The following is a 22633-nucleotide window of genomic DNA, read 5'->3' as shown; positions in this document are numbered from 1 at the left end:
TTCTAACAAGTTTGATAGATGCATTTATCAGCTTATAGATTTTGTATCCTTACTAAAAAGAATAAAGTATAAATAAAAAATTTTAACAAAAAAATTAAATTTTCTTTTCCATTTCTTCATTTAATTTTGTTATATCAACAAAAGTCTTTAGAACTGGGTGCCCTATTTGCGCATGCCTAGCCTCATCAGTCTGTATACTTTGAGTTGCTGAGGAGAACACGAAGTCATTAGTTTTATTTGCCATAGCAGCATATGCTACAAATTGTAAATTAGTAAATCCAGTCTCAAATGCAAAGGTCGTTAATAAAGCAAATTCTATTGCATTTGTACCAGTTATAGTATCATCAAAGAACGACCTAGCTGCTATTGGTAACCACCCGTCAACCCAGAACATCTTATGCGCAAAAGCGAACTTAGGATTAGTTTGTATATTATCATGAGACAGTAAGATTTGTACTTGTGCGTGCCTTACCTCATCCATAGAACCGAATGTGGACAAGTTCCTCCATTCACCAGCTTTCCCAAATCTTGCCATTCTTGCTTCGGCTATAGCCGCAGTATATTCTGGTATAGGAACTGCAGTAATGTGGAAACAGAAGGAGCCTTGATGGTAAGTCTTATCTAATTTCTTTACTAACTCTGCCCTTAATCCAGCCTCTCTCACAGAGAAAAGTCTTTGATCCTTCTCCTTTTGATTCTTTACATACTCTCTATATGTCACCTTGTATGGGGCATCATATAGTTCGACCCATACGTCTATTGGTAAATTCGGTACTCCACTCATATCTACTGGAAATAACTCTTCTTCTTCTACGTATTTTGGTGTCCACTCTAACCTGTTCGCTAAATCATAATACTCGTCTCTTGATGGTAGTCTAGGTTCTGCAGGAACTGGTTTCATAAGTAACTGTGCATCATTGCATTTAAAAATACTTCTTAAACATGTTCGAAAAAAGAAGTAACTTTATCCAACTTATACTAATAACCTCTGAAGATCAAAACTTTCATCTACCAACTTGTCTTTTTTGCTTGAGATCTCTATTTGCTTTTGTATTAATTTATTAAGGGCTACTATTTCTTTAACGTTCCTATTTATTGTTAGGTAACCCTTTATAGTACCTCCTTTTAAGTATATTACACTGAATCTTGGTTTTTGCGACTCAAACTTTCCTCTTATTACGTACTCATCGTAATTTCTCGTCTCTCCAGCTGATTCTATATGTAAATCGAATATGTCTGACCATATTGACGATATGAAATTGTAAGCCTCCTTACTTCCAGCCATATTTCTAGCTGCCAACTTTCCAGTATACTCAGCATTATTCCAATGCTCTATCCTCTTCCTCCTACCCTCCCTTGGATCGAATATGTTCGCAACGTCCCCAGCTGCGTAAATGTCCTTAGCGCTAGTTTCCAAGTACTCGTTTACGACTATACCATTATCGACTTGTATACCACTCCTTTGTGCCAGTTCAACGTTTGGTGAAATTCCCACCGCGATCAAGAGCATATCCGCCTCAATTTTTTTACCACTTGATGTTATAGCGTTCTTCCCTTGAATCTCCCTCACTGAATCGTTTAATATGAAGTTTATTCCCTTACTCTCCAAGTATTTTTGTATAACCCTTGATACTTTCTCATCCACGAACGTGTTCCATATGTATGGCATTACTTCCACGACTGTAGTCTTTACGCCAAGTGTAGTTAGACTAGAGGCAACTTCAACACCTATGAAACCAGCACCAATTATCAAAGCACTCCTACTCTTACTCGCAGATTCCCTTATCTTATCAGCGTCATCTAACGTTCTCAAATACAACGCGTTATCACTTCCCGGAATGTTAAGCCTTCTCGGCCTACCACCAGTAGTTATTAATGCCTTAACAAACGATATTACACTACCATCATTTAATATTGCCTCCTTTGAGTTAACATCAATCCTTTCAACACTCTTACCCAATATCACCTCCAAATTATCCCTCTTATAAAAATCATCAGACTCAAAAAACAACATATCTTTTTCCAATTTTCCTTTAAGATAATCCTTTGATAGTGGTGGTCTATCGTATGGGTAGTATCTGTCTGATGTTACCATGATTATCTTTGAGTCCGGTTTTATTTGGAGTAGTTCCTTTAATGCGTTGTATCCCGCGATCCCACTCCCAATTATCAAGTACTCACATTTCATCTTCCATCTAGATTCAACCAAAGTCGAAAGTAATATTAAGCTTGGTCTAACAAGTTTGATGTGTTGAGATTTTGAACTTAAAAGTAAGTATAAGTAATAATTTCATCCATTTGAAACTTAGTTTAAATTCCTCTGACAACTCTCTCGTCAAATACTTTAGTTGTGTAGTAAAACTTTTGGAAAAAGATTAAAAATTGCTCTATCTTCTCCTTATCAAAATCTAAAGCACACATTGAATTGAAAATAAATGAATACTTCTTAAGATGATTTATACTAAATTAACAAAATTGTTGTTGACACTCTTAGAAGCCCACAATTATTTAAAAAATTGAAGATGAAGTTTAAACCATCCTTATTCATTTTTATATCTTTGCTGAATAGTTTGAGTAATATTTAACAAAATTATGACTCTACTTTTTTAAGTGCGCTCCTGGCAATTTCCATATCTTGTTCAGCAGACCCACCAGATACTCCTATTCCTCCTATTACTTGCCCTTTATAGATTATAGGAAATCCTCCACCAAAGATTATTAACCTAGGTATTTTAGGAAATCCCATCGCCAGTGGGGGATTATCTTTAAGCATATTATACCACTCATGTGTTGGTATACCAAAACTTACAGCAGTCCACGCTTTATCTATGGCTATTTGTATGGTTAAGATTGGTGCACCGTCCATCCTCTTAAAAGCTTTCAACTCTCCTCCTTCATCTACTATTGCTATTGAAACGTTTACTCCTAACTCTTTAGCCTTCTTTACTGCCTCACTTATCAATATATCTGCCAATTCGTCCGATATACCTAACTTATTTAGCAAATTCATGAGTAATATTTAAGTATAGTATTGAATTAAGCTTTACATAAAACTTGTTTGAGTAGATTTTTTAATATCGCAGAAAAAGAAGGAACATAAGGTGAATGTGAAAAATGGTAAATAAGTTACTTTCTCAGCTAGCTAGCGTAGAAATTCTAACGCCTAAAATCAATGATACATTATGGTTTTTCAAGGACATTTTGGGATTGCACGAAGTAGGAAGGAAAGATAGGTCAGTGTACTTAAGAGGATGGCAAGATTGGTACACGTATAGTTTGAAGGTTACTGAATCTGATACCGCTGGAGTTAGGGAGATCGTATGGAGGACTTATAGTGAAAAAGATCTAATTGATGCTATAAATATAGTAAACTCTAATGGATTAGGATTGGGATGGGATCAAGGAGAGCCAGATATGGGAATAGGGAAAGGTTACAAATTTGTCTTACCCAGTGGTCAAATTGGTAAGCTCGTATGGGAAATGAAAGTATGGCGAGAGTCAGGTGAACTTAGATCTGGCTATAAAGCTAGGCCTATGAAAAAACCTACAAAAGGAGTTCAGGCTAAGGATTTGTCTCACATATTTATTTTCGCTTATAGTGACGAAGCTCTTTCTAAGACTGTAGAATTATTAAAGAAGCTTACATTTAAAGTAAATGAAATATTGAAGGAAGGTGATAAAAAGGTTGCATATTGGATGGCAGTTAATGGAACAGCACATGACTTAGCGGTTGGTCTAGATCCTTCTGGAGTTCCAGCAAGATTAAACCATGTTACATTTAATGTGGATTATGCAGACGACATACTTAGAGCTGCGGATTTTTACACTGATTACGGATTGGAAATTGTAGGAGGTCCTTTAAGGCATGGTATAACTGATAGCCACTCTCTCTATGTAAAGGAGCCGGGCGGAAACGTAATTGAATTATTACATGGTGGCTATCTTAATGTTGTACCAGATTGGGAGCCCGTAGTGTGGGATACTAAGGAGGATGAAAACAGATGGTTATATTATTGGGGACATGTTAAAGAAGCGTTCTGGCATGGTAGCCCTATACCTGCAAATAAAGTTAGTGACGAGTTAAAAGAGATAGTTAGGCAGAAATTGGGTGCAAAAATCTAAGTAAAGATTATTATATTTTTAAAATTATTTTTATTAAAAATTATATATCTTTTATTTACTTTAGTTTATTTATTTTAGTGAGATTGTTTCTTCAATTTTCTTACTTATTAGTTGAGTAGTAGTTACTTTGAAATATAGCGTATAATAATAACCTCCAATCGTTTTCTCGATTTCGAGCAAGTTAACTTCATCATTAACGTATCCGCCTAGCTCTACATTAGCTTTTCCCTTCCATATTTCTCCGTATTTGCTCTCATCCCTAACTCTACTTACTATTTCGTAAAGGTCAACTTCGTCCTCACCCCTACTCGGGAACCTCCTTATATTTAAGAATGGTCCGAAGCTCTTAAGAGGCAGAGAGTCTGTTCTCTCTTCTAATTCTACTTGCATTCTAAACATTACACCTCCTCCCCTTACTACGTATCCTCCTAACTTTAGTCCACCTTCTGGTTTATTGTACTTTGGAAGTAAGGGATGTAATTTGGTCATTGCTATCTTTGCTATTTTCTTTGGATAACCATCTAACCAACCTCTTACTAATGCCCAATCCTTATCTACCCACATAAATGGAAAATATAAGTAATTAGCTCCCTTAAAGCTGACCTTTAACCCAATAGCTCCCTCCATGTACTGTACTAAATCTGGATCTTGATACATGTATTCCCAATTGTCTTCTGAGGTAGAAATAAATTCAGCTATATAAACCCAACCTTCGCCGTCAGTCGATAGAAAACTTGGGAGGAGTTTTTCTGCAGATTCCTTAGAGAACTTTACATGAGCCCCAATGTAGGTAACCCCATAGTACCATGGTGGTGGGAATACAATTTGGGATTTACCATTTTTTGTTGGGGGTAACGTGAAATCGGAGTTATTTTTTGCCATGAAAGGTATTAATCTAACCCATTAAATAAGCATTCCATTAAACATGTTTAATATTTTCGTATTTCACTTAAAAATACAGCTTTGAGCAATTATCCAATATTTTTAGCAAGGATTTTTGTGCCTAATTGCTTAAATGACCAATTGAAGTAATATCCTCTCTCAATCTTGTTTATCTTCAAAGTTTCCAATTCCTCATTTACTGAGCCATTTAATATCAACTCTCCTTCACCTCTCCATACTTCGCCGACTCTAAAATCTGAAGAGATTACTTGTCCTAATTCATAAACATCTGTACCATCTTGGACAGCTGGGAATCTCCTAAATTGTACTATAGGACCAAAGGGTATTGGAGGTTGTGATACTTTTTCTTTTAGCGTTATTTTCATTCTTATTATCTCCTTACCATTCCTTAAAGCATACCCTCCCATCTTTACGCCACTGTTAGGACCATTATAACCATCTAGAAGTTTATGAAATTCCGAAATTGATATGTGAGCTAATTTTTTAGGATAGCCCAACAGCCATCCACGAATCATCGGTAGATCTTTATCAACCCACATAAATGGAAAATATGTGTAAATTTTACCATTATATCTGACCTTAAAGGCTATTGCAGCCTCCATATACTTAGTCTCTTCAGGATCTTCGTACAACATCTCCCATATATTTCCACTTACCGTCCAGATCTTAGCAACATATACAAACCCTTCTCCGTCCTCTACTTCTAATGGAGGAGGGATTACATCAAGAACTTTATTGGGATCGAAATATGCTTTTACCCCTATCATTTCTATTGCATATATCCATGGCGGAGGTGGAACGATTTGTGACTTACCAGACTTAGTTATTGGCAAACTGAACGTATTATAATACGACTCACGTACATCTTCCATAGGATTTATTCTTGCCCTACCATAATAAACCTTTATGAAACAAGTTTTATAACGAGAAAGAGGTGAAAAAGTTCAGCTAAACTTATTAATTATAATTCTCCCTGCATTTTTGTACTCGCTCATTTCCTTGTAGGCGTCATTGATCTCATCCACACTTATAGTCTTGTATATAACTGGATCTAGGTTAATCCTCCCTTCTTTCATTAAATTAAATATTGCGTCGAATTTCTGAGCTGGTAACATCAATACACCTTGTATTCTGATTTCTCTCGCAACTACTAAATCCGCCGGCAATGGGAAAACTTCTTTTCCTTTCATCATTAATCCAGCTAGTAGTAATGTCCCTTGTGGTCTAATAAGAGACAAAAATGGAGTAATTGCTTCTGGAATTCCGGTAGTATCATATACTACATCTACTGAACCGTACTTCTTCATAATATCCTCAGCTATCTTATTCAATTCCTCGGATTTGCCAGAGTATCTATAAGTCTCAATACTCCCTAACATCTTTGCTTTCTCTAAAGATCGCTCATTAATATCTACAGCTATCACTTTAGCTCCAAGAGCGTTAGCTATTGATATACCGCTTAATCCCATTCCTCCGGCTCCGATTATGACTACCGTCTCCCCGGGCTTTAAATTAGACTTCACTGTAAACGCGTTCCATGAAGTTGCAAAACCGCATGAAGTCAGTGCAGCCCATTCTGCCTTTATCCCGTCTGGTACTTTAACTAAGTCAACTACAGATCTTTCTGGAACTAACATATATTCTGCAAAACATCCATCGATTCCGTAGCCAGCTATTACTAAGTGTTCGCAAACGTTTGAATTTCCTTCCATGCAGTACTTACATGTCCTATTATCTCCAGTAGATGATGCGGGCATGACTACCCTATCTCCTTTTTTTAATCTACTCACACTCTCTCCAACCTCTACAACTTCTCCATAAACCTCATGACCTTGAGTTATTGGTAACTTACCACCACTCCACTGCATGTATGCTACCAAAGCAGGATCTCCACGCCACAAATGCCAATCTGATCTGCAAATCCCACAGCTTATCACTTTCAGAAGTACGTCTCCTTTTCCCACTTTAGGAACATCTAGATCCTCTACTTTCAGAGGCTTTTGAAACTCTACTAACCTAGCCGCCTTCATCAATAAATATTTTATCATACTATTAAAATGGATTTCTCTAACATGTTTGATATAGTCAATAAAGTAAACTAGGTTAATAAATTAATTATTGAAATCTCAACGAGTTAGGATTAATGTTTTTAGATAGCGACTTAATTTACTATGAACAATTTTGTTTGATTCCGTGATTTAAGATGAGGAGAATTGTCATAAAGTTTATAAATTTTAATTCAGAGATAGAATTGACATGAGTGATAGACTATTGGAAATTACGTTCTCTGTGGAACATGAAAATTGTTGGACTAATTTAGTTGGTAAATACGTTGTGAAAACTATGAGATTCTCTGTGGATACTGAGAGGGACTTTATTAGGTCCCTAATCGTGATTGATAAAAAATATAAGGATTTAATAAATAAGATAAAGAGAAATAATAGTTTCATAGGATACTCATCAATTAATCTCACATCTGACAACAAGAAAATACTGTTTGATTTCAGAAAGAGATATAAATATAGTGTAATGGATAATATAAGCTCCGTAGATGGTATAATCTTAGATGGATTTAAATATGATGGAAAGGAATATTGGCGAGTTTTATTATATGAAAGTTACATAAATGAATTGAGGGAGAAGCTTAGGTCAAAAGGCAATGTGGAGTTTATTAGCTTTCAAGAGTTAAATATTACAGATGATGAACTTACTCCATATGAGCTCAGAACTTTAATTTTGGCTTATAAAAATGGATATTTTGATTTTCCTAGAAGAATTAAGTCTGATAAAATATCTAAATTGATAAATATAAGTAAATCTACATTCACCTATCATTTAAGATCGGCTGAATCGAGAATAATTAAACGATATATTAATGATCTAAAATTCTACAATGTAGTTAATAGTGGCTTGCAGCAAGAAGGGGAGAAAAAGGATAGTTAAAAATTAATTTTACCATCTGGTTATTACTACCTTCTTATCTGTGAAGAAGTCTACGCTATCTATTTGCCCATGCAACACTCCAAAGAAGGATTCTTTCCTACCTCCAAATGGGAAGAACGCCATTGGAGCAGCAACTCCTATATTAATACCTATGTTTCCGGCATTGACTTCACGCCTAAACTTTCTAGCATAATAACCACTTGTAGTAAATATTGATGATGCATTACCGTAATTGCTCCGGTTTATAATATCTATTGCCTCATCTAAACTTCTTACGTGAATTATTGATGCTACTGGTCCAAATATCTCCTCCTTTGCTATCGTCATCTCAGGTGTCACCTCGTCAAATATTGTTGGACCCAGAAAATACCCATTGGGGTATTCAGGTACTTTAACATCTCTTCCATCCAACAACAGTTTAGCGCCTTCTTCTATACCTTTCTCTATGTATCCTATTATCCTCTTTTTAGCATCTTTTGTAACTACTGGACCCATATCTACACTTTCATCTAGACCGTAACCTATCTTTAATTGTTTTGAAGCCTCTATGAACTTTCTCTTAACCTCATCGTAAATATTACCTACTGCTACTAAATTAGCAGCAGCTAAACATCTTTGCCCAGCGTTACCGAAGAACGCTGAGACAATAGAGGGTATTGCCTTATTTAAATCAGCATCTGGCATTACTACAACAAAGTTCTTAGCTCCAGCTTGAACAATGGCCTTCTTACCGTTCTTCCCAGCATTCTCATAAATGTACTTTCCCACTCTAGTCGAACCTACAAAAGTTACACCTTGAATTAATTTATTGGTAAGAAACTCGTCAACTACATCCTTAGCACCGTGAACAACGTTTACAACGCCTCTAGGCAATTTGATTTCATCAAAAATTCTAGTAATAAAATCCATTGGTACTGGAGTTATCTCAGAAGGCTTAACGACTACCGTATTGCCTAAAACTATTGCAAATGGTAAGAACCAAAAAGGAACCATTGTTGGGAAATTAAATGGAGTTATAATTCCAAAAACTCCTAAAGGCTCTCTAATAACGGTCTCATCAACCTCCTGAGATACTTGGTCTAGATGTTCACCCTTATATAAAGTGTAAGCAACAGCAATTGCAGCCTCAACGTTTTCTATAGTTCTCCTCATATCTCCTCTAGCCTCTTGGATAGTCTTTCCGTGGTTTTGAACAATTATCTTAGATATTGTTTCTGAATAATCCTCTAACTTACTCTTAAGTGCGAAGAGGTATTGTATTCTAGTCGTTATCGGAACTTCTCTCCACTTCTGAAATGCATCTTGTGCTGATTGTACAGCCTCTTTAACTTCATCCTTAGTTGAGAATGGGACTTCAGCGATAACATCATCTTTAGCTGGATTATATGCATTACCTACTGTATTAGTTTTAGAATCTATAAGCTCACCGTTTATGTATAGCTTCAGTCTCCCATAATACTTCTTGACCTCTTCTAATACCCTACCCATAGGTAATTTAAAGCGATGAGTCGTTAATATATCTCTTTCAAACATGTTTCAAACAAGTCATGAAAAGATTATGCCTACTATCATCTTTTTAAGCAAAAATAAAAGCTAATTCTAAGTCCTTGACTTTGTTATGTATTTCCTTTCAAGCTCTTGAACTTCTGGTAAACCAATGAAATCCAAGAAATCCTTGAATGGATATAGTCTGTTCATTACGTTAATTGGAGTCCCATCCTTATTTATTTCCTCTAAAACTTCCTTAATAGCTTTAGTAGCTGCTAGTAACGTAGAGATGGGGAAGATGACTATTTTGTAACCCAGTTTCCTCAAGACCTCTAGAGTAACTGGCGGAGTTCTACCTCCTTCGGCCCAATTGAATAATAATGGAATACCCTTTAATTCTTTAGATATAATTTCTATCTGCTCTCTACTTTCCGGAGCTTCTACAAAAATCACATCAGCACCAGCTCTATAATACTCCTTTGCCCTTTCTAATGCGGAATCTAATCCTTCCACCGCTATGGCATCTGTCCTCGCTATTAATACGAAATCTTTAGATAGTTTAGCATCCTTAGCTGCACTTACTTTCTCTACCATCTCTTCTAGGGGAATTACTTGTTTCCCAGTAATATGCCCACACTTCTTAGGGAATACCTGATCCTCAATGTGTATACCTGCTACTCCCACTCTTTCATATTCTTGGACCGTCCTAATTACATTAATCGGATTTCCATAACCGGTATCAGCGTCAGCAATAACTGGAATATTAACGGCATCAACGATTCTTTTCGCATTATCTACCATTTCATGCATGGTAATCAATCCTACATCTGGGTATCCTAGCATACTCGCTGCAGTTCCAAATCCGGTCATATATACTACATCAAACCCAGTCAGTTCTATTAATCTCGCACTTAATGCGTCGTAAGCTCCAGGAGCTAATATGAGGTCCTTTGAATTCATGAGTTCCCTTAATCTCCTAGGCCCATTTATTTTCTGTCTGATCAGTCTATTCACAATAGTAGATAATATTATATAATATATTTATGATTTATCATCAATTTGTTGCAAAATAACCGATTCTTGTTTCTTTTACTCTCTATGAAAATGATTCCAATAATCTTTATAAGATATACTGTAATAAAATTCACGTAGTTAAAATGTCCTTGAGATAGTTAAGAGTGCTAAAAAATCTATCTTCTATAAATTCTTAGCGATAATTAAAGTTTACACAAATAATATTCAGAGATTTTTATTAACTATTTATAATATTAAAATCATATTTATGGGTTAAACATTTAAGCTAGGAAGGAGATTCAAACGTAGCTTTCCGTTTATCAACAGTTATTCTCCATAAGAAGAATTAGGACTCTTAGCAATATATACGACAGGCTACAATTAAGAACTTTTTAGAGTATTTATCAAATTCAGTAACCTAGGTAAATGGAGTATTTTTAACTTTATGGGGGTTAAGGGGGCGAAAGTCCCCTTCCGTGAGGGATAGCCCCCTTATAGAAAGATTTTTATAGTTTTTGAAAAATACATGTAACTATGCGGAAAAGATTGAACAGAAATGCACATTCAGTTTACGTGCTTTACTACCACTATGTTCAGGTAGTGAAGTACCGCAGGAAAGTGTTCGACAATGAGGAGATCATAAATTTCTTGAAAGAAACAATTCTTGAAATAAGCAAAACATTCGAAGTTATAGACATTAGCGTTGACAAGGATCACTTCCACATGTTATTCAAGGCTAAACCAACCCTTAACATACCAAGGTACATAAATACGATAAAGACAATAACCTCAAGGGAGATACAGAGAAAATTTCCACAAGTTATGGAAGGGGCATCTATGGTCCCCATCCTACTTCTTGGCAACTAGCGGACAAGTTACGTTAGAGGAGAACTATGTGGAGAGCCAAGGGAAAAAATAACGTAGTACAACTATCCTTCAAGTACAAGATTTACCCGTCGAGAGAAGTAGAGGAAAAACTCCTCAGAGTAATGCAAATTGAAGCAAAAGTTTACAACACGTTGTTAGACGTTATTACGAAAGCGAGAAGAGAGGGAAAGAAGATAACCCCAAGTGACACCCAAGCAATGATCAAGGACTTGAAAGTTGAGGGAAAGGAACTGGTATACTCAAAGGCCCTCCAAATGGTAAACAATGTATTATGGTATAATATTAGAGCACTTCACGAACTCAAGAAGAAAGGAAAGAAAGTTGGTAGGCTTAGATATAAGAAGATCCTCAAGTTCATAAACTATAATCAATCTGGTTTCAAGGTTGAGGGAGATAAGCTAATTCTCTCAAAGATAGGTTTCGTAAAGGTATTCTTTCACAGACCCTTAGAAGGGAGAGTAAAGGGAGTGCTTATAGTGAAAAATGCTACAGGCTGGTATGCCATATTCCAGATTGAGGTTGAAAAGAAACCATTACCAAGTAACGGTAGGAGAGTAGGTGTTGACGTTGGTGTTGAGAAACTAGTTACAACATCAGATGGTATTGTTATAGAAAATCCAAAAGTGTTCGACAAGATCGAGAAGAAAATACGTCTTGTCCAACGAATATTATCTAGGAAAAAGAAAGGTTCTAAGAACTATGAAAAGACTAGGGTTAAGCTCGCAAAACTTCACGAACACGCCAAGAACGTTATGAACGATTACATACACAAGATAACCACATGGCTAGTGGAACAATATGACGAGATTTACGTTGAAGATCTGGAAACCAAACAAATGGTAGAGAGACCAAAAAGCAAGACCCTTAGGAAGCATATTCTTCACTCAAACTTCTCCCTCTTCCTTCATCACCTCTCCTACAAGGCTGAAAGAGCTGGTAGGAGGGTGGTGAAGGTAGACCCAAGAAACACGTCAAGGATGTGTGCGAGATGTGGTTATGTGAGAAACGACCTTACTCTTGCTGACAGAACATTTGTTTGCCCCAACTGTGGTTGGGTGGCAGATCGTGATTATAATGCTTCTCTAAATATTCTTTGTGCGGGGTCGGGACTGCCCTTAGTGCCTGTGGACGGGAAACCTCTACTATACATTCCCTTCTCAGAGGGAGTGTATAGCAAGTTTCCCGGAAGAAGCAGGAAATCCTCATCGTGAGGTGGGGATGCTCCGTCCGCAAGGGCGGAGTAGTTCACTTGAATGCCCAAGGTTTAAGGAGTGGATATATGAAAATTCAATAAAATCCCATCTTACGAGAGATTTAAAAAACAAGCTAATGAGGTCATTATATCAATCTACTTTAAGACTATTAGAGGCTAAGTAGTTATAGGCTAACTCCACATACTTATTTGGATTCATTATATCATCTGGATCTATTAGCTTCTTTATACGATACATTAAGTCTAACACCCTAATACCATTGTGTTTGACTATTTGTTCAGCCATTAATTTAGCCTTCTGCACGCCTATACCATGTTCCCCACTAACAGAACCTCCAAGTTCTATTGCCATTCTAGCTATCTCCTCAAATGCCTTTTCCCTTGCTACCTCATCTTCAATAATTATGTTTGGATGAAGATTACCGTCACCTATGTGTGATATTACGTAGAATTTAGTATTGTATTTCTCACCTATTTCTCTAAGTCTTCTTATAGCCTCTGGTAGTTTAGAAACTGGTACAACTATATCCTCAGCGTAAAATACCTTGTTTGATTCAGCTTTTACTGCTATTGCAGCTTGGGATCTCAATGAATACAATTTCTCCGCCTCTTCTCCTTCCGCAATCTTAACATCTACCGCTTTCCCTTCCAGAACCTTCAATACATCATTAACACTATCTTCCTCTATGGATATCAACAGCATCCCTCCCTCTGTTTCTTTAAGGTTGGCGTTCAAGTGTTTGTTTAACGCTTTAACTACATCAGCATCAATGTACTCTGACAATTCCGGCAGTATCTTACTCTTCCTTAAGCCTACTATCACTTCTCCAGCAGATTCAAAATCCTTTAGCATTGCAGATATCATAACCATCTTTCTCTTTGGAATTGGTATTATTCTTAACCAGATTTCCGTTATAATTCCTAAAGTTCCCTCACTTCCCACGAATAAATGAACTAAATCATATCCAGCCCTATTCTTCCTTAACGGTTCTCCAACCTTAATTACCTCACCATTTGGCAATACTACACGTAAAGATAATACCCACTCTCTAAATGAACCATGTCTTACACCCCTCATTCCTCCGGAGGATTCAGCCACTGCACCACCAACTGAACATAGGAAGAAACTTGCTGGATCTGGAGGTAACATAAAACCTTTTTTCTCTAGTTCCTCAAAGAGATCTATTAATTTTATCCCAGGTTGAACTCTTACATACCAATCAATATCGTTTATCTCCAAAATTTTATTCATTTTTGATAGGTCTACTAGTATACAGTTTTTATCACACGAAACTGCTCCAGTTAAACTCGTTCCTTGACCCCAAGGTATTATGGGTAATCTATTTTTCTTGGCAAATTTAACGATCCTAACAACTTCATCCTCATCCTTAGGGAAAAACACAGTTAATGGTCTTACCTTCGCTCCTGAAAAATCCTCCCTCTCCTCTACTTTTTGCTCAATATCACTTAATTCGTTGAAGTCCATAATAAATAGTTATATGTAAGTTAATAAAAGGATTTTAGGGTCAATGGAGTCCTTTATCCCTTATATAGTTTTCAAATAACAGGAGAAAAATTAAAAAGTTTTTATGGAAAAGTTAGATTTTCCTCTTTATTCTTTCAAGCCTTATTAACTCACTTGCCTTATTCTTGAAATCGTTTATTCTAGACCTGATAAGTCTAGTATTTAAAAAACCAAGCGGAATATTAAACTCAATATCCATGACTACTTTACCTTTCTCTAGCTGGATTTTTATTTTTCCTCCTTTATCTGGTCCATACCCTGCTACGTTAATTACATATGCTACAGAATTGGGCGATATAAAAATTTTACCGTATATTACTATTGTAGCCTTGCCAAGTAGTGTCGATAGAGGAATTTCAGCAGAGAAATCGCTTCCTTTAACTTCAATATTCAAAGCTCCAACCAAGTTTGGCAGTAAAAATTTTGGATCAGCAAATATTATAGAAAGCTTCTCATCGTAATCATTACCATATAGTTCTATTTTCTCTTCCACAAAAGTGAATTATATCTATTCTATATAAGTATTTTGTCTCACAATTTAGATAAAGGGCAATACAAAATAAAGAAAGACGCTTACTTTTCCATCACATAAATGTGTTTGGCTTCCCACCTAACCTTTGAGACTCATTTAAATATACGTCTCTAGGGTCTGCTAGATTTAACGCTATCTTATATGCTGTACTATTTTCGCCAAACTTATCTCTCACAATTTCTAAATCTATCCTTCTCACCTCCCTCTCATCTGCAATTCCAATGATATGTAGATATTCGTGCAGTAGTATGACATATAGATACTCGTATTCATATCCCATTCTCTTGGCTCTCATATACTGTTCGTAGTTGACGTATATTGTGTAATCGTTGGCTCTCACATATGCTAATACTTGAGGAGGGAGGTAGTTAACAAACTCAACTGTTACACTGGGAATTTCTTTTCCTAACTTTTTCCTTAGTTCTTCCTTAAGCTCCTCAATTACAATATCTGTTATAATGCCAAACGATGGCATCAATTAAACTTTCTCCTCGCATACCAATTTAAACTCTTTCATTCTCACAACGAAAGGGGAATTAATGGTTAATATGAGGAGTGCAAAAAATAAATATAAATCCTCTACACTTTTTAATTATTATGGTTGAAGAGTGGATCAAGAAACTCACCAATGCGTTAGATAAGTTTATAGCTGGTGAGCAATTGCCAGAAGATGAGAGAATAATGGTAGCCTCTCTAATTTATGCAACATTAAAACACCTTAAAGATTTTAATGAGTGTAACGAGAAACTTAAAGAAGTTGAAGAAAAATGTACCAAAAACCTTGATGAGTTAAAAAATAAATTAGACGAATTGCAAAAGGAATTGGAAAAGGAGAAGGAAGTGGAAGAGAAGTTGAGAACCTTGGACAACTTGATAAAAATAATGGAAGCAAATCCTAGATTATTGCCTAAAAACTGAATTTAAGCAAAATTAGTTTATAAGTGTATCATCTATCTAATGCACTATAAGGATGCTTACTTCACATAAGTATAAAATAATAGTTATGGAAATAGTAATAGAAAATATTATAAAAATATATTATATTCGTAGTAAAGCTTGTCTCTTAATTACGTACAAGTGTAAAATTAGTAGAGTTTTAGATAAGGTTATATTTAACCTTGTTTGATCTTTTAGGGTTTCTAACAATTCTCTTCATAAGAATCAAACAAGTAAGACTTACTCTACCCTAGATCGTTCGTGATTAGTAGTTTCCTAAAAATGACGTATAGTATATAACGTTTAGTTTTTCCAATGTAGAATTTAAGGCTTATTTATACTATACACGCGTAAAGCATTTACGATTATTTAAATCTTCTTGAAGAGAATCTATGTTAGTATTTAAGGTTCAAGGTAAATTTACACAAAGTATTATGTGATGTATAACTTTAGTTGAGTGCTAAACTTTTCCTTAGATTTATTAATTATTAGTTTTTATATTTCAACATTTTCCTCTCACATCACTTTTAGCTACTACTAGGAAATTTCGTCATTAGCTCCGAGTTGGAAATCGTCAGTTAACGGCATTATACTCAGTTAAGGTAAACCCTATATACCTCTCATTTGTGGTACATACCATCATCGCATAGCAGAGTATAAGGTGTCTTTAACTACATAAAAAAAAGCAAAAATAACTATTCATATTTTTAATGATTATTCAATCACGGCATTCTGATTAAATAATATTAAAGTCTTCTTTATACATTTATAAAATTCATAAAGAACGACCTATATTGGAAACTTATGAAAAGATACATCTTAAGCGATTGAGGAAGATATTAACCAAGGATCTATTGGAGTTCTATCAAACTTCCTTTTAGTAGCTTTCTCTACTGCTATAAAAACAGCCGGTAAAGCACCAGTAGTACCAGCCTCACCAACTCCCCTGCTTTTAGACAAGAGCTGAGATGGGTATTCCACATACTCAGTATTTACCTTTAAAGGAGCTTCTAAAGCAGTTGGGACTCCACAATCCGCAATTGAAGAGCATAATGGAATTCCTCTCTCATCATATCTCATTGCTTCGATCATAACTTGCGACATTCCTTGCAACACTCCACCAACTATTTGCCCCTCTATCTCTTCCTTATTCATAACTCTACCAACGTCATCAACTGCATAGTACTCCAAAACTTTAATAAATCCAGTCTCCTTATCCACATCAACTACAGCTACATGAGCACCTGGGGCAAATATATCATCAACCTTATAGAACACTTCAGCCTCTACGCCCTCATACTTGACTAAGTCAACTTCACTTAAAGAATTAGCATTTATCTTCTTAAGCAACTCTGTTGCCGCAGCTACTACTGCTGAACCTCCAATAGTGCCAGCTCTAGAACCGAAGCTACCTATACCCTCTTTGACGATCTCAGAACTACCAGTAATTATTTCTATTTTATCTTCACTTATACCTAATACTTCTGATGCAAGCTTCCTAAATGTACTACCGTAAGCTTGTCCATGTGGACCCAGTCCTAAGTAGAAGCGTACTTTACCGTTCTCTATCTTAACTCTAGCACCTTCTCCGGGTGAAGTTCGAACTATCTCAGCAAACGTAACTATTGAAACCCCTTTGTCCTTATAAACCTCCTTAGCCTTCCTATAATACTTCTCAGCTATATCTAGAACCTCATTATAGCCAGCAGGATCAATTCTAACACCAAGAGGTGTGACATAGCCATTATCACCGATCAAATTCTTCCTTCTAATCTCTACAGAGTCCATACCCAATTCTTCAGCCAAATCCTCAACAAGAGTCTCATGAATCAGTGCTGCTTCCGGTCTACCAGCGCCTCTGTAAAATCCCATTGGAGGAGTGTTAGTGAACACTCCTAAAGCCCTAATGGAGGCGAACTTCATCTTATAAGGACCATTAGATAATCTAGCTATAAATAGAGGAGCAATAAAACCGATTCCATAATCGAAAGCACCAATGTTAGCTATTATAGTACCTTCTATTCCTAAAATCTCGCCATCTTTAGTAGCGTAAAGTTTCATATCCGATACTTCTCCTCTACCTAAGGATTGAGTGTTAACTAACATCTCATTTCTAGTTTCTATCCATTTAACTGGTCTCCCCAGTTTTAGGGAAGCAATTGCAGCTAATACATACTCGGGATATCCACCACTTTTATTTCCGAATCCTCCTCCTACATTAGGTGCTGAATAGACCTTTATTTTTTCTGGAGAAATGCCTAAAACTTCCCTTAAATCGTTCTTCACTCCAAATGGTGCTTGTGTAGATACATAAACGTTTAGCACATCGTTTTCCCACCAACAAATGAAACCTTTTGGTTCCATTGGATTTGAAACAATTCTGTGTTGTTTAATTTTCCTCCTTACAATAACATCAGCCTTGTTTTTAACGATAAATTTCCCCCTTCTAAATACTGATCTATAGAAACGTTACTTTTCAATCCGGGATGAATAGGCTCCTTATTTAACGATTCCTCAGGGTCGACTATTGGCGTTAACTCATCATAATCAATTGAAACTTCCTCTGCAACGTCCTCAGTCTTGTACCTATCTTCAACTACAAATGCTAAAATTGGTTGACCTACGAAGTTGATCCTACCATCAGCCAATACTGGCATTTTAGCGACTTGTGCAGTTTTAGCTAGGTCTGGAAATAGTCTCGCCGGCATGTATAATTTCACATCTTCCCATGTTAACGATAAGAGTACGCTTTCTGGTTTGGATACACTCTTTATTATACCCCTAGCTATTGGAGATCTAATTACGTGAAGGTAAACGACGTTCTTTGGATTAATATCGTCGATATAACTACCTTTGCCAGTTATAAGAGGTAAATGCTCTTGTATCATGAAAGTTATTACGTAAACTAACTAATTAAATCTTTCCGCGTATTTCGTACTATCATAATATCATGTTTTAATCAGAATATAAAAATTATTTGACTAAATGCTGTTAAATATCTTTATCATATTTCATTTTAGGACAACTTTTTTTCCTATGAATTGGAATATTATAATTGTGACAAAATGACTCTTCTTGAATTAGCATTAAGAGGAAGAGGTGGGCAAGGGATAGTTACCGCTGGAGAACTTATAACGAAGGCGATGGTTTTAGAGGATAAGTACGCCCAATCTATTCCCTTTTTCGGCGGAGAAAGGAGGGGAGCACCAGTTGTTTCATTTGTAAGACTATCAGATAAGCCAATACTCTTGCATAGAGAAGTTTACAATCCAGATGGTGTAGCAATATTTGATGTATCGCTAATCCAACTAATTAACGTTACGGAGGGTCTTAAGGAAAACGGGTTCTTACTATTGAACACAAACACACCTAAAAGAATTTGGAAGAATGAGTATGTAGTTGACGCTACCAATATTGCTAAAGAATTAGGACTAATAGTAGCTGGATGGGCTGTTGTTAATACAGCGATAATAGGGGCTTTAGCAAGAATCTTGGGTCAACCTTCCTTACACTCATTGGAAGAGGCTGTAAAGGAGGAGTTTCCCGGAAAAATCGGTGAACTAAATGCGGAGGCAGTTGAAATAGGATATAAGGAGGTGAAAAGGGTTGATTAAAGTTCCAATAGGAGTTCCAGTGGCAAGGCCAAAGATAGGTTCAGCTGGAAAAACTGGATTATGGAGAGTAGAGAAACCGGTGATTAGTTACGATAAGTGTACTAAATGCAGACTTTGCGTAATTTATTGTCCAGAAAATACCATTGATCTCCTAGAGAACCTATATCCTCAAATTGATTATGACTACTGTAAAGGTTGTGGCGTTTGTGCACAAGTCTGTCCACCTAAGGCAATAGATATGGTTAGGGAGGTGAAATAAATAATGCAGGTTTTAAAAAGGAAAGTTCTAGCTTTAGTCGGTAATCATGCAGTTGCTTATGCTGTTAAGCAAGCTAAACCTCAGGTTTTGGCAGTGTTTCCAATAACTCCTCAAACTACAATGTTGGAGAAACTTTCTGAGTATATTGCTTCAGAGGAATTAAAAGCAGAGTTAATAAAGGTTGAAAGCGAACATTCAGCCTTGGCTTCAATTTATGGTGCAGCATTAGCTGGTGCTAGAGTGTTCACTGCTACTTCTTCTCAAGGACTGCTATATATGACTGAAATGATTTATTGGGCTGGTGGTCAAAGAGTTCCTATTGTAGCTGCAGTTGCAACTAGAGCGATTGCGGAACCTTGGAGTATTTGGGATGATCATCAAGATTTCGTAAGTAAGAGGGATGCCATATGGATTCAAATGATGGCAGAAAACGTACAAGAAGCTTACGATATGACAATACAAGCTTTTAGAATTTCAGAGGATGAGAGGGTAATCTTACCAGTTATGATGGGCTTTGATGGCTTTATATTAACTCATACAATGGAAAGAATTGAGGTACTGGAGAATGATGAAGTTGACAGCTTCTTACCACCTAGACATTTTAACCTAATTGATTTCTCTGATCCTATTGGTATTGGGCCAGTTGCTACTCCAGAGGACTATATGGAGTATAGGTATGAAGCTATGAAGGCCATGGAAAGAGCGAAAAAAGTTATTGGGGAAGTAATGAATGAATATGAGAGAATAAGTGGAAGGAAACAATACGGTTTAGTTGAGTGTTATAAGTGCGAAAATGCCAAGTACGTTTTAGTTACCATGGGAGCATGGAGTGGTGACGGTAAGGTTGCTGTGGATAGACTAAGGGATGCTGGGATTGAAGCTGGATTGCTTAAGATCAGAGTATTCAGGCCATTCCCAAAGGAGATAATTGAGGAATATTTAAGGTCGATGAAAGGTGTAATAGTTTTCGATAGAGCTTACTCCTATGGTTCAGGTGGGATTTTAGCAAATGAGATAAAGGCTACACTTTATGGTTATAGAGTGCCAGTCTATAGCGTAATAGCTGGTATAGGTGGGAAGGATGTCAGACCACGTCACTTCGAAAAAGTAATTGAAGATCTGATTAACGATAATTTGGAAGAGGAGAGGTGGTTGTTATGAGTAGTTTAGTTATACCTAAGAGAATACCTAAGTTCTATAAGGGGAATGCTGCATGTCCAGGTTGTCCAATACCTAAAGAGTTGGATGTACTCCTAGAGGTTTTAGGAAATAAAACAGTCCTAGTCGTTCCAGCTTCATGTACTACGATAATAATGGGTGATAAAAATGGAATGCCTTCCACTGTTCCGGTGGTACATAGCGCGTTTGGAGCTCCTGCTGCTATAGCTTCCGGTATTGTAAGGGCCTTAAGGGCTAGGGGTGATAAGGATGCAATAGTGGCCGTTTGGGCTGGTGATGGTTCAACTGGCGATATAGGATTTGCATCGTTAAGCGGTGCAGCGGAGAGAAATGAGGATATCCTTTACGTATGTTATGATAATGAAGCGTATATGAATACTGGGATTCAGCGTTCAAGTTTGACGCCAAAAGGTGCTTGGACCACAACAACCCCAGAGGGCAAGAGGGAATTCAAAAAGCCCTTACCATTTATTATTGCAGAACACAAAGTACCATATGTCGCTACTGCTTCAATTGCTTACATATACGATTATGAAGCCAAGGTGAGGAAAGCTAAGCAGATTCATGGATTTAGGTATTTACACTTATTATCACCATGTCCACCCGGTTGGCGTTTTGACTCTAGACTAACTATCGATATTGCTAAACTTGCAGTTGAAACTGGTGTTTGGCCTCTATTTGAAATAGAAAATGGCGAATTTAGATTGACTAGTGTGAGTAAGACGTTAGTTGAGAAGAAGAATAGGAAACCATTAGCAGAGTATTTAAAATTACAAGGAAGATTTAAACAGCTCACTGAAGAACAAATAAAGGTCATACAAGAGGAAATTGACGAGATGTGGGAGGAAATTAAAAGACTAATTAAGAAGTAATTTTTCTTTGTTTTTTTAACACTTATTGAAGTTTATCTCCTTTAACATCGGATCAACAATCTTATACTCATCATCGACTTTTGAAACGAAGTTAAAGTTAACTAAATTTTGTAACGCGTTACTGAAAACTTTATCATCTACCTTACCCATTCTGATCTCGACACCATTTTTAATATCTTTCCACTTACTAGCTAGTTTAAGCACGTTCATTATATTGCAGTATAACTGCTTATTTTCCTTATTTGAAAGGAAATGATTAAATTCCTCCAGCATTATTTTCTTGCCCTCACCAATAGTCTCACGTAATGCAATTTCAAAATCTAATTTTCTCACAACGTGAAAATTACCGAAGAGCGTCAACCATCCTACAATACCATCTAATTTTTCAATAACCTCGTCATGCCTATTGAATCTGATTCCTAGCTCCTGCATTCCTTTCTCTAAAAAGTAAATTGACTTTTCCTTATCAAATGGCTTTAGTCTAATCTCAGTAGGTGGTCTTCCGTGTAGCGGAGAGTCTGATGGAGGTGATAATAAAGCTTTAACAAGACCCACATAAGAACCGGATAATATTATGTGAACTTTAGGGTTAGTTGCGTAAACGTTCCCCAAGACGTCCAAAAACTGCTTAGACGCAAAGGACAACTCTTGCACCTCATCGAATGCAATTACTATGTCATCTGAAGAGTTTAGAAGTTCTATCAAACTATTCACTACCCTTCCTTTACTACCTCCTCTTATTTCAATTCCCGCTGAAGTTATTAGGAAGTTAATATTAACTTTAAACCTCCATGAGATTTTCTCCTTGTTAATTTCTGAAACTAACATAAAAAGAAGTGAATTTAAACTTCTTACTCCCCTTAAATTAATATAAATACCGGGTATTTGCTCCCTTTTCTTTATCTCGTTTATAACAACTTTCATTAATGAAGTTTTTCCAATCTCTCTTTGACCTCCAATTATTATCCAATTTTTAGAAAGAATCTACGAAATACAATATTCAACCTCCTTCTTTCTACCTACAAGTTCCTCAATTGTTTCCTTTGGATGAAGATCAAATATCAACTGTACCCACACCAGTAACTGGTGATACTACAGTTAAATATCTTCATGAAGACTAAAGTTTTTAACATTTTACTCGAACA

The 22633-nt window shown here is 36.3% G+C and carries 20 protein-coding genes and 2 pseudogenes; 9 read left to right on the top strand and 13 right to left on the bottom strand.

All coding sequences use genetic code 11. From position 1 onward, the window contains the following. Positions 1-94 precede the first annotated feature (94 nt). The 3 genes from GFS03_RS03520 to GFS03_RS03510 form a co-directional block, all read right to left on the bottom strand. Positions 95-901 (bottom strand): toluene hydroxylase, encoded by an 807-nt coding sequence (locus GFS03_RS03520; RefSeq protein ID WP_153422542.1) that lies wholly within the window; start codon positions 899-901, stop codon positions 95-97. Positions 902-973: 72 nt separating this feature from the next. After that, complete coding sequence (locus tag GFS03_RS03515; RefSeq protein ID WP_153424536.1) at positions 974-2188, bottom strand: NAD(P)/FAD-dependent oxidoreductase; 1215 nt, start codon at positions 2186-2188, stop codon at positions 974-976. A gap of 402 nt (positions 2189-2590) precedes the next feature. Then, entirely contained in the window at positions 2591-3010 is a 420-nt protein-coding gene (locus GFS03_RS03510; protein WP_153422541.1) for a GlcG/HbpS family heme-binding protein, read from the bottom strand. A gap of 104 nt (positions 3011-3114) precedes the next feature. Here GFS03_RS03510 and GFS03_RS03505 point away from each other — a divergent pair, with 104 nt between their 5' ends. Next, positions 3115-4122, top strand: coding sequence for a VOC family protein (locus GFS03_RS03505; protein WP_153422540.1), 1008 nt, complete (start codon positions 3115-3117; stop codon positions 4120-4122). 69 nt (positions 4123-4191) lie between these two features. Here the strand turns inward: GFS03_RS03505 and GFS03_RS03500 are convergent, their stop codons facing one another. From GFS03_RS03500 to GFS03_RS03490, 3 genes are all read right to left on the bottom strand, one after another. Then, positions 4192-5004 carry an acetoacetate decarboxylase family protein gene (locus GFS03_RS03500; RefSeq protein ID WP_153422539.1) on the bottom strand — a complete coding sequence of 271 codons (813 nt, stop codon included), beginning with the start codon at positions 5002-5004 and terminating at the stop codon, positions 4192-4194. An 89-nt stretch (positions 5005-5093) separates the two neighbouring features. Further along, positions 5094-5897, bottom strand: coding sequence for an acetoacetate decarboxylase family protein (locus GFS03_RS03495; protein ID WP_153422538.1), 804 nt, complete (start codon positions 5895-5897; stop codon positions 5094-5096). Positions 5898-5969: 72 nt separating this feature from the next. Next, the gene (locus tag GFS03_RS03490) at positions 5970-7055 is read right to left on the bottom strand and encodes a zinc-dependent alcohol dehydrogenase family protein (RefSeq protein WP_153422537.1); all 1086 of its coding nucleotides are present in this window, start codon (positions 7053-7055) and stop codon (positions 5970-5972) included. A gap of 226 nt (positions 7056-7281) precedes the next feature. On the opposite strand from GFS03_RS03490, the gene GFS03_RS03485 reads away from it, so the two are divergent. Continuing rightward, positions 7282-7968, top strand: coding sequence for a helix-turn-helix domain-containing protein (locus GFS03_RS03485; protein WP_153422536.1), 687 nt, complete (start codon positions 7282-7284; stop codon positions 7966-7968). Positions 7969-7977: 9 nt separating this feature from the next. Here GFS03_RS03485 and GFS03_RS03480 read toward each other — a convergent pair whose 3' ends face one another. After that, positions 7978-9501: a CoA-acylating methylmalonate-semialdehyde dehydrogenase gene (locus tag GFS03_RS03480; protein ID WP_153422535.1), complete on the bottom strand. Its 1524-nt coding sequence runs from the start codon at positions 9499-9501 to the stop codon at positions 7978-7980. A 66-nt stretch (positions 9502-9567) separates the two neighbouring features. Beyond that, positions 9568-10470, bottom strand: a complete 903-nt coding sequence (locus tag GFS03_RS03475) for an isocitrate lyase/PEP mutase family protein (protein WP_202980437.1) — start codon at positions 10468-10470, stop codon at positions 9568-9570. Positions 10471-11004: 534 nt separating this feature from the next. Here GFS03_RS03475 and tnpA point away from each other — a divergent pair. Next, positions 11005-11389 (top strand): annotated as a pseudogene (tnpA, locus tag GFS03_RS03470) (IS200/IS605 family transposase). After that, positions 11364-12569, top strand: a complete 1206-nt coding sequence (locus GFS03_RS03465) for an RNA-guided endonuclease InsQ/TnpB family protein (RefSeq protein ID WP_153422534.1) — start codon at positions 11364-11366, stop codon at positions 12567-12569. The pseudogene tnpA and the gene GFS03_RS03465 overlap by 26 nt, the downstream one beginning before the upstream one ends. Before the next feature lie 132 nt (positions 12570-12701). On the opposite strand, the gene GFS03_RS03460 is transcribed toward GFS03_RS03465, so the two are convergent. From GFS03_RS03460 to GFS03_RS03450, 3 genes are all read right to left on the bottom strand, one after another. Then, positions 12702-14057 carry an FAD-binding oxidoreductase gene (locus GFS03_RS03460; RefSeq protein ID WP_153422533.1) on the bottom strand — a complete coding sequence of 452 codons (1356 nt, stop codon included), beginning with the start codon at positions 14055-14057 and terminating at the stop codon, positions 12702-12704. A gap of 112 nt (positions 14058-14169) precedes the next feature. Next, the gene (locus tag GFS03_RS03455; protein WP_153422532.1) at positions 14170-14589 is read right to left on the bottom strand and encodes an STK_08120 family protein; all 420 of its coding nucleotides are present in this window, start codon (positions 14587-14589) and stop codon (positions 14170-14172) included. Positions 14590-14680: 91 nt separating this feature from the next. Then, entirely contained in the window at positions 14681-15103 is a 423-nt protein-coding gene (locus GFS03_RS03450; RefSeq protein WP_153422531.1) for a hypothetical protein, read from the bottom strand. Between the two features lie 122 nt (positions 15104-15225). Between GFS03_RS03450 and GFS03_RS03445 the strand changes: the two genes are divergently transcribed. After that, entirely contained in the window at positions 15226-15546 is a 321-nt protein-coding gene (locus GFS03_RS03445) for a hypothetical protein (RefSeq protein ID WP_238699165.1), read from the top strand. 837 nt (positions 15547-16383) lie between these two features. On the opposite strand, the pseudogene GFS03_RS03440 reads toward GFS03_RS03445, so the two are convergent. Further along, a pseudogene (locus GFS03_RS03440) lies at positions 16384-18452 on the bottom strand (xanthine dehydrogenase family protein molybdopterin-binding subunit). Between the two features lie 177 nt (positions 18453-18629). On the opposite strand from GFS03_RS03440, the gene GFS03_RS03435 reads away from it, so the two are divergent. From GFS03_RS03435 to GFS03_RS03420, 4 genes are read left to right on the top strand one after another with little or no spacing between them, the layout of a single operon-like run. Further along, the gene (locus GFS03_RS03435) at positions 18630-19178 is read left to right on the top strand and encodes a 2-oxoacid:acceptor oxidoreductase family protein (RefSeq protein WP_153422530.1); all 549 of its coding nucleotides are present in this window, start codon (positions 18630-18632) and stop codon (positions 19176-19178) included. Continuing rightward, the gene (locus GFS03_RS03430; RefSeq protein ID WP_153422529.1) at positions 19171-19437 is read left to right on the top strand and encodes a 4Fe-4S binding protein; all 267 of its coding nucleotides are present in this window, start codon (positions 19171-19173) and stop codon (positions 19435-19437) included. The genes GFS03_RS03435 and GFS03_RS03430 overlap by 8 nt, the downstream gene beginning before the upstream one ends. 3 nt (positions 19438-19440) lie before the next feature. Next, positions 19441-20598 (top strand): pyruvate ferredoxin oxidoreductase, encoded by a 1158-nt coding sequence (locus GFS03_RS03425; RefSeq protein WP_153422528.1) that lies wholly within the window; start codon positions 19441-19443, stop codon positions 20596-20598. Next, positions 20595-21488, top strand: a complete 894-nt coding sequence (locus GFS03_RS03420; RefSeq protein ID WP_153422527.1) for a 3-methyl-2-oxobutanoate dehydrogenase subunit beta — start codon at positions 20595-20597, stop codon at positions 21486-21488. The genes GFS03_RS03425 and GFS03_RS03420 overlap by 4 nt, the downstream gene beginning before the upstream one ends. A 15-nt stretch (positions 21489-21503) precedes the next feature. On the opposite strand, the gene GFS03_RS03415 is transcribed toward GFS03_RS03420, so the two are convergent. Further along, complete coding sequence (locus GFS03_RS03415) at positions 21504-22451, bottom strand: AAA family ATPase (RefSeq protein WP_256365654.1); 948 nt, start codon at positions 22449-22451, stop codon at positions 21504-21506. Between the last annotated feature and the right edge of the window lie 182 nt (positions 22452-22633).

This window comes from Sulfolobus sp. E5-1-F, assembly GCF_009601705.1.
Classification (GTDB): domain Archaea; phylum Thermoproteota; class Thermoprotei_A; order Sulfolobales; family Sulfolobaceae; genus Saccharolobus.
The sequence above is the reverse complement of the archived record's forward strand: the minus strand, read 5'-3'. Positions and strand labels throughout refer to the sequence as shown.

Coding starts and splice junctions, on each gene's coding strand:
- GFS03_RS03520 (WP_153422542.1), bottom strand. CDS start 901: ATGAAACCAGTTCCTGCAGAACCTAGACTACCATCAAGAGACGAGTAT.
- GFS03_RS03515 (WP_153424536.1), bottom strand. CDS start 2,188: ATGAAATGTGAGTACTTGATAATTGGGAGTGGGATCGCGGGATACAAC.
- GFS03_RS03510 (WP_153422541.1), bottom strand. CDS start 3,010: ATGAATTTGCTAAATAAGTTAGGTATATCGGACGAATTGGCAGATATA.
- GFS03_RS03505 (WP_153422540.1), top strand. CDS start 3,115: ATGGTAAATAAGTTACTTTCTCAGCTAGCTAGCGTAGAAATTCTAACG.
- GFS03_RS03500 (WP_153422539.1), bottom strand. CDS start 5,004: ATGGCAAAAAATAACTCCGATTTCACGTTACCCCCAACAAAAAATGGT.
- GFS03_RS03495 (WP_153422538.1), bottom strand. CDS start 5,897: ATGGAAGATGTACGTGAGTCGTATTATAATACGTTCAGTTTGCCAATA.
- GFS03_RS03490 (WP_153422537.1), bottom strand. CDS start 7,055: ATGAAGGCGGCTAGGTTAGTAGAGTTTCAAAAGCCTCTGAAAGTAGAG.
- GFS03_RS03485 (WP_153422536.1), top strand. CDS start 7,282: ATGAGTGATAGACTATTGGAAATTACGTTCTCTGTGGAACATGAAAAT.
- GFS03_RS03480 (WP_153422535.1), bottom strand. CDS start 9,501: ATGTTTGAAAGAGATATATTAACGACTCATCGCTTTAAATTACCTATG.
- GFS03_RS03465 (WP_153422534.1), top strand. CDS start 11,364: ATGTGGAGAGCCAAGGGAAAAAATAACGTAGTACAACTATCCTTCAAG.
- GFS03_RS03460 (WP_153422533.1), bottom strand. CDS start 14,057: ATGGACTTCAACGAATTAAGTGATATTGAGCAAAAAGTAGAGGAGAGG.
- GFS03_RS03450 (WP_153422531.1), bottom strand. CDS start 15,103: ATGCCATCGTTTGGCATTATAACAGATATTGTAATTGAGGAGCTTAAG.
- GFS03_RS03445 (WP_238699165.1), top strand. CDS start 15,226: ATGGTTGAAGAGTGGATCAAGAAACTCACCAATGCGTTAGATAAGTTT.
- GFS03_RS03435 (WP_153422530.1), top strand. CDS start 18,630: ATGACTCTTCTTGAATTAGCATTAAGAGGAAGAGGTGGGCAAGGGATA.
- GFS03_RS03425 (WP_153422528.1), top strand. CDS start 19,441: ATGCAGGTTTTAAAAAGGAAAGTTCTAGCTTTAGTCGGTAATCATGCA.
- GFS03_RS03420 (WP_153422527.1), top strand. CDS start 20,595: ATGAGTAGTTTAGTTATACCTAAGAGAATACCTAAGTTCTATAAGGGG.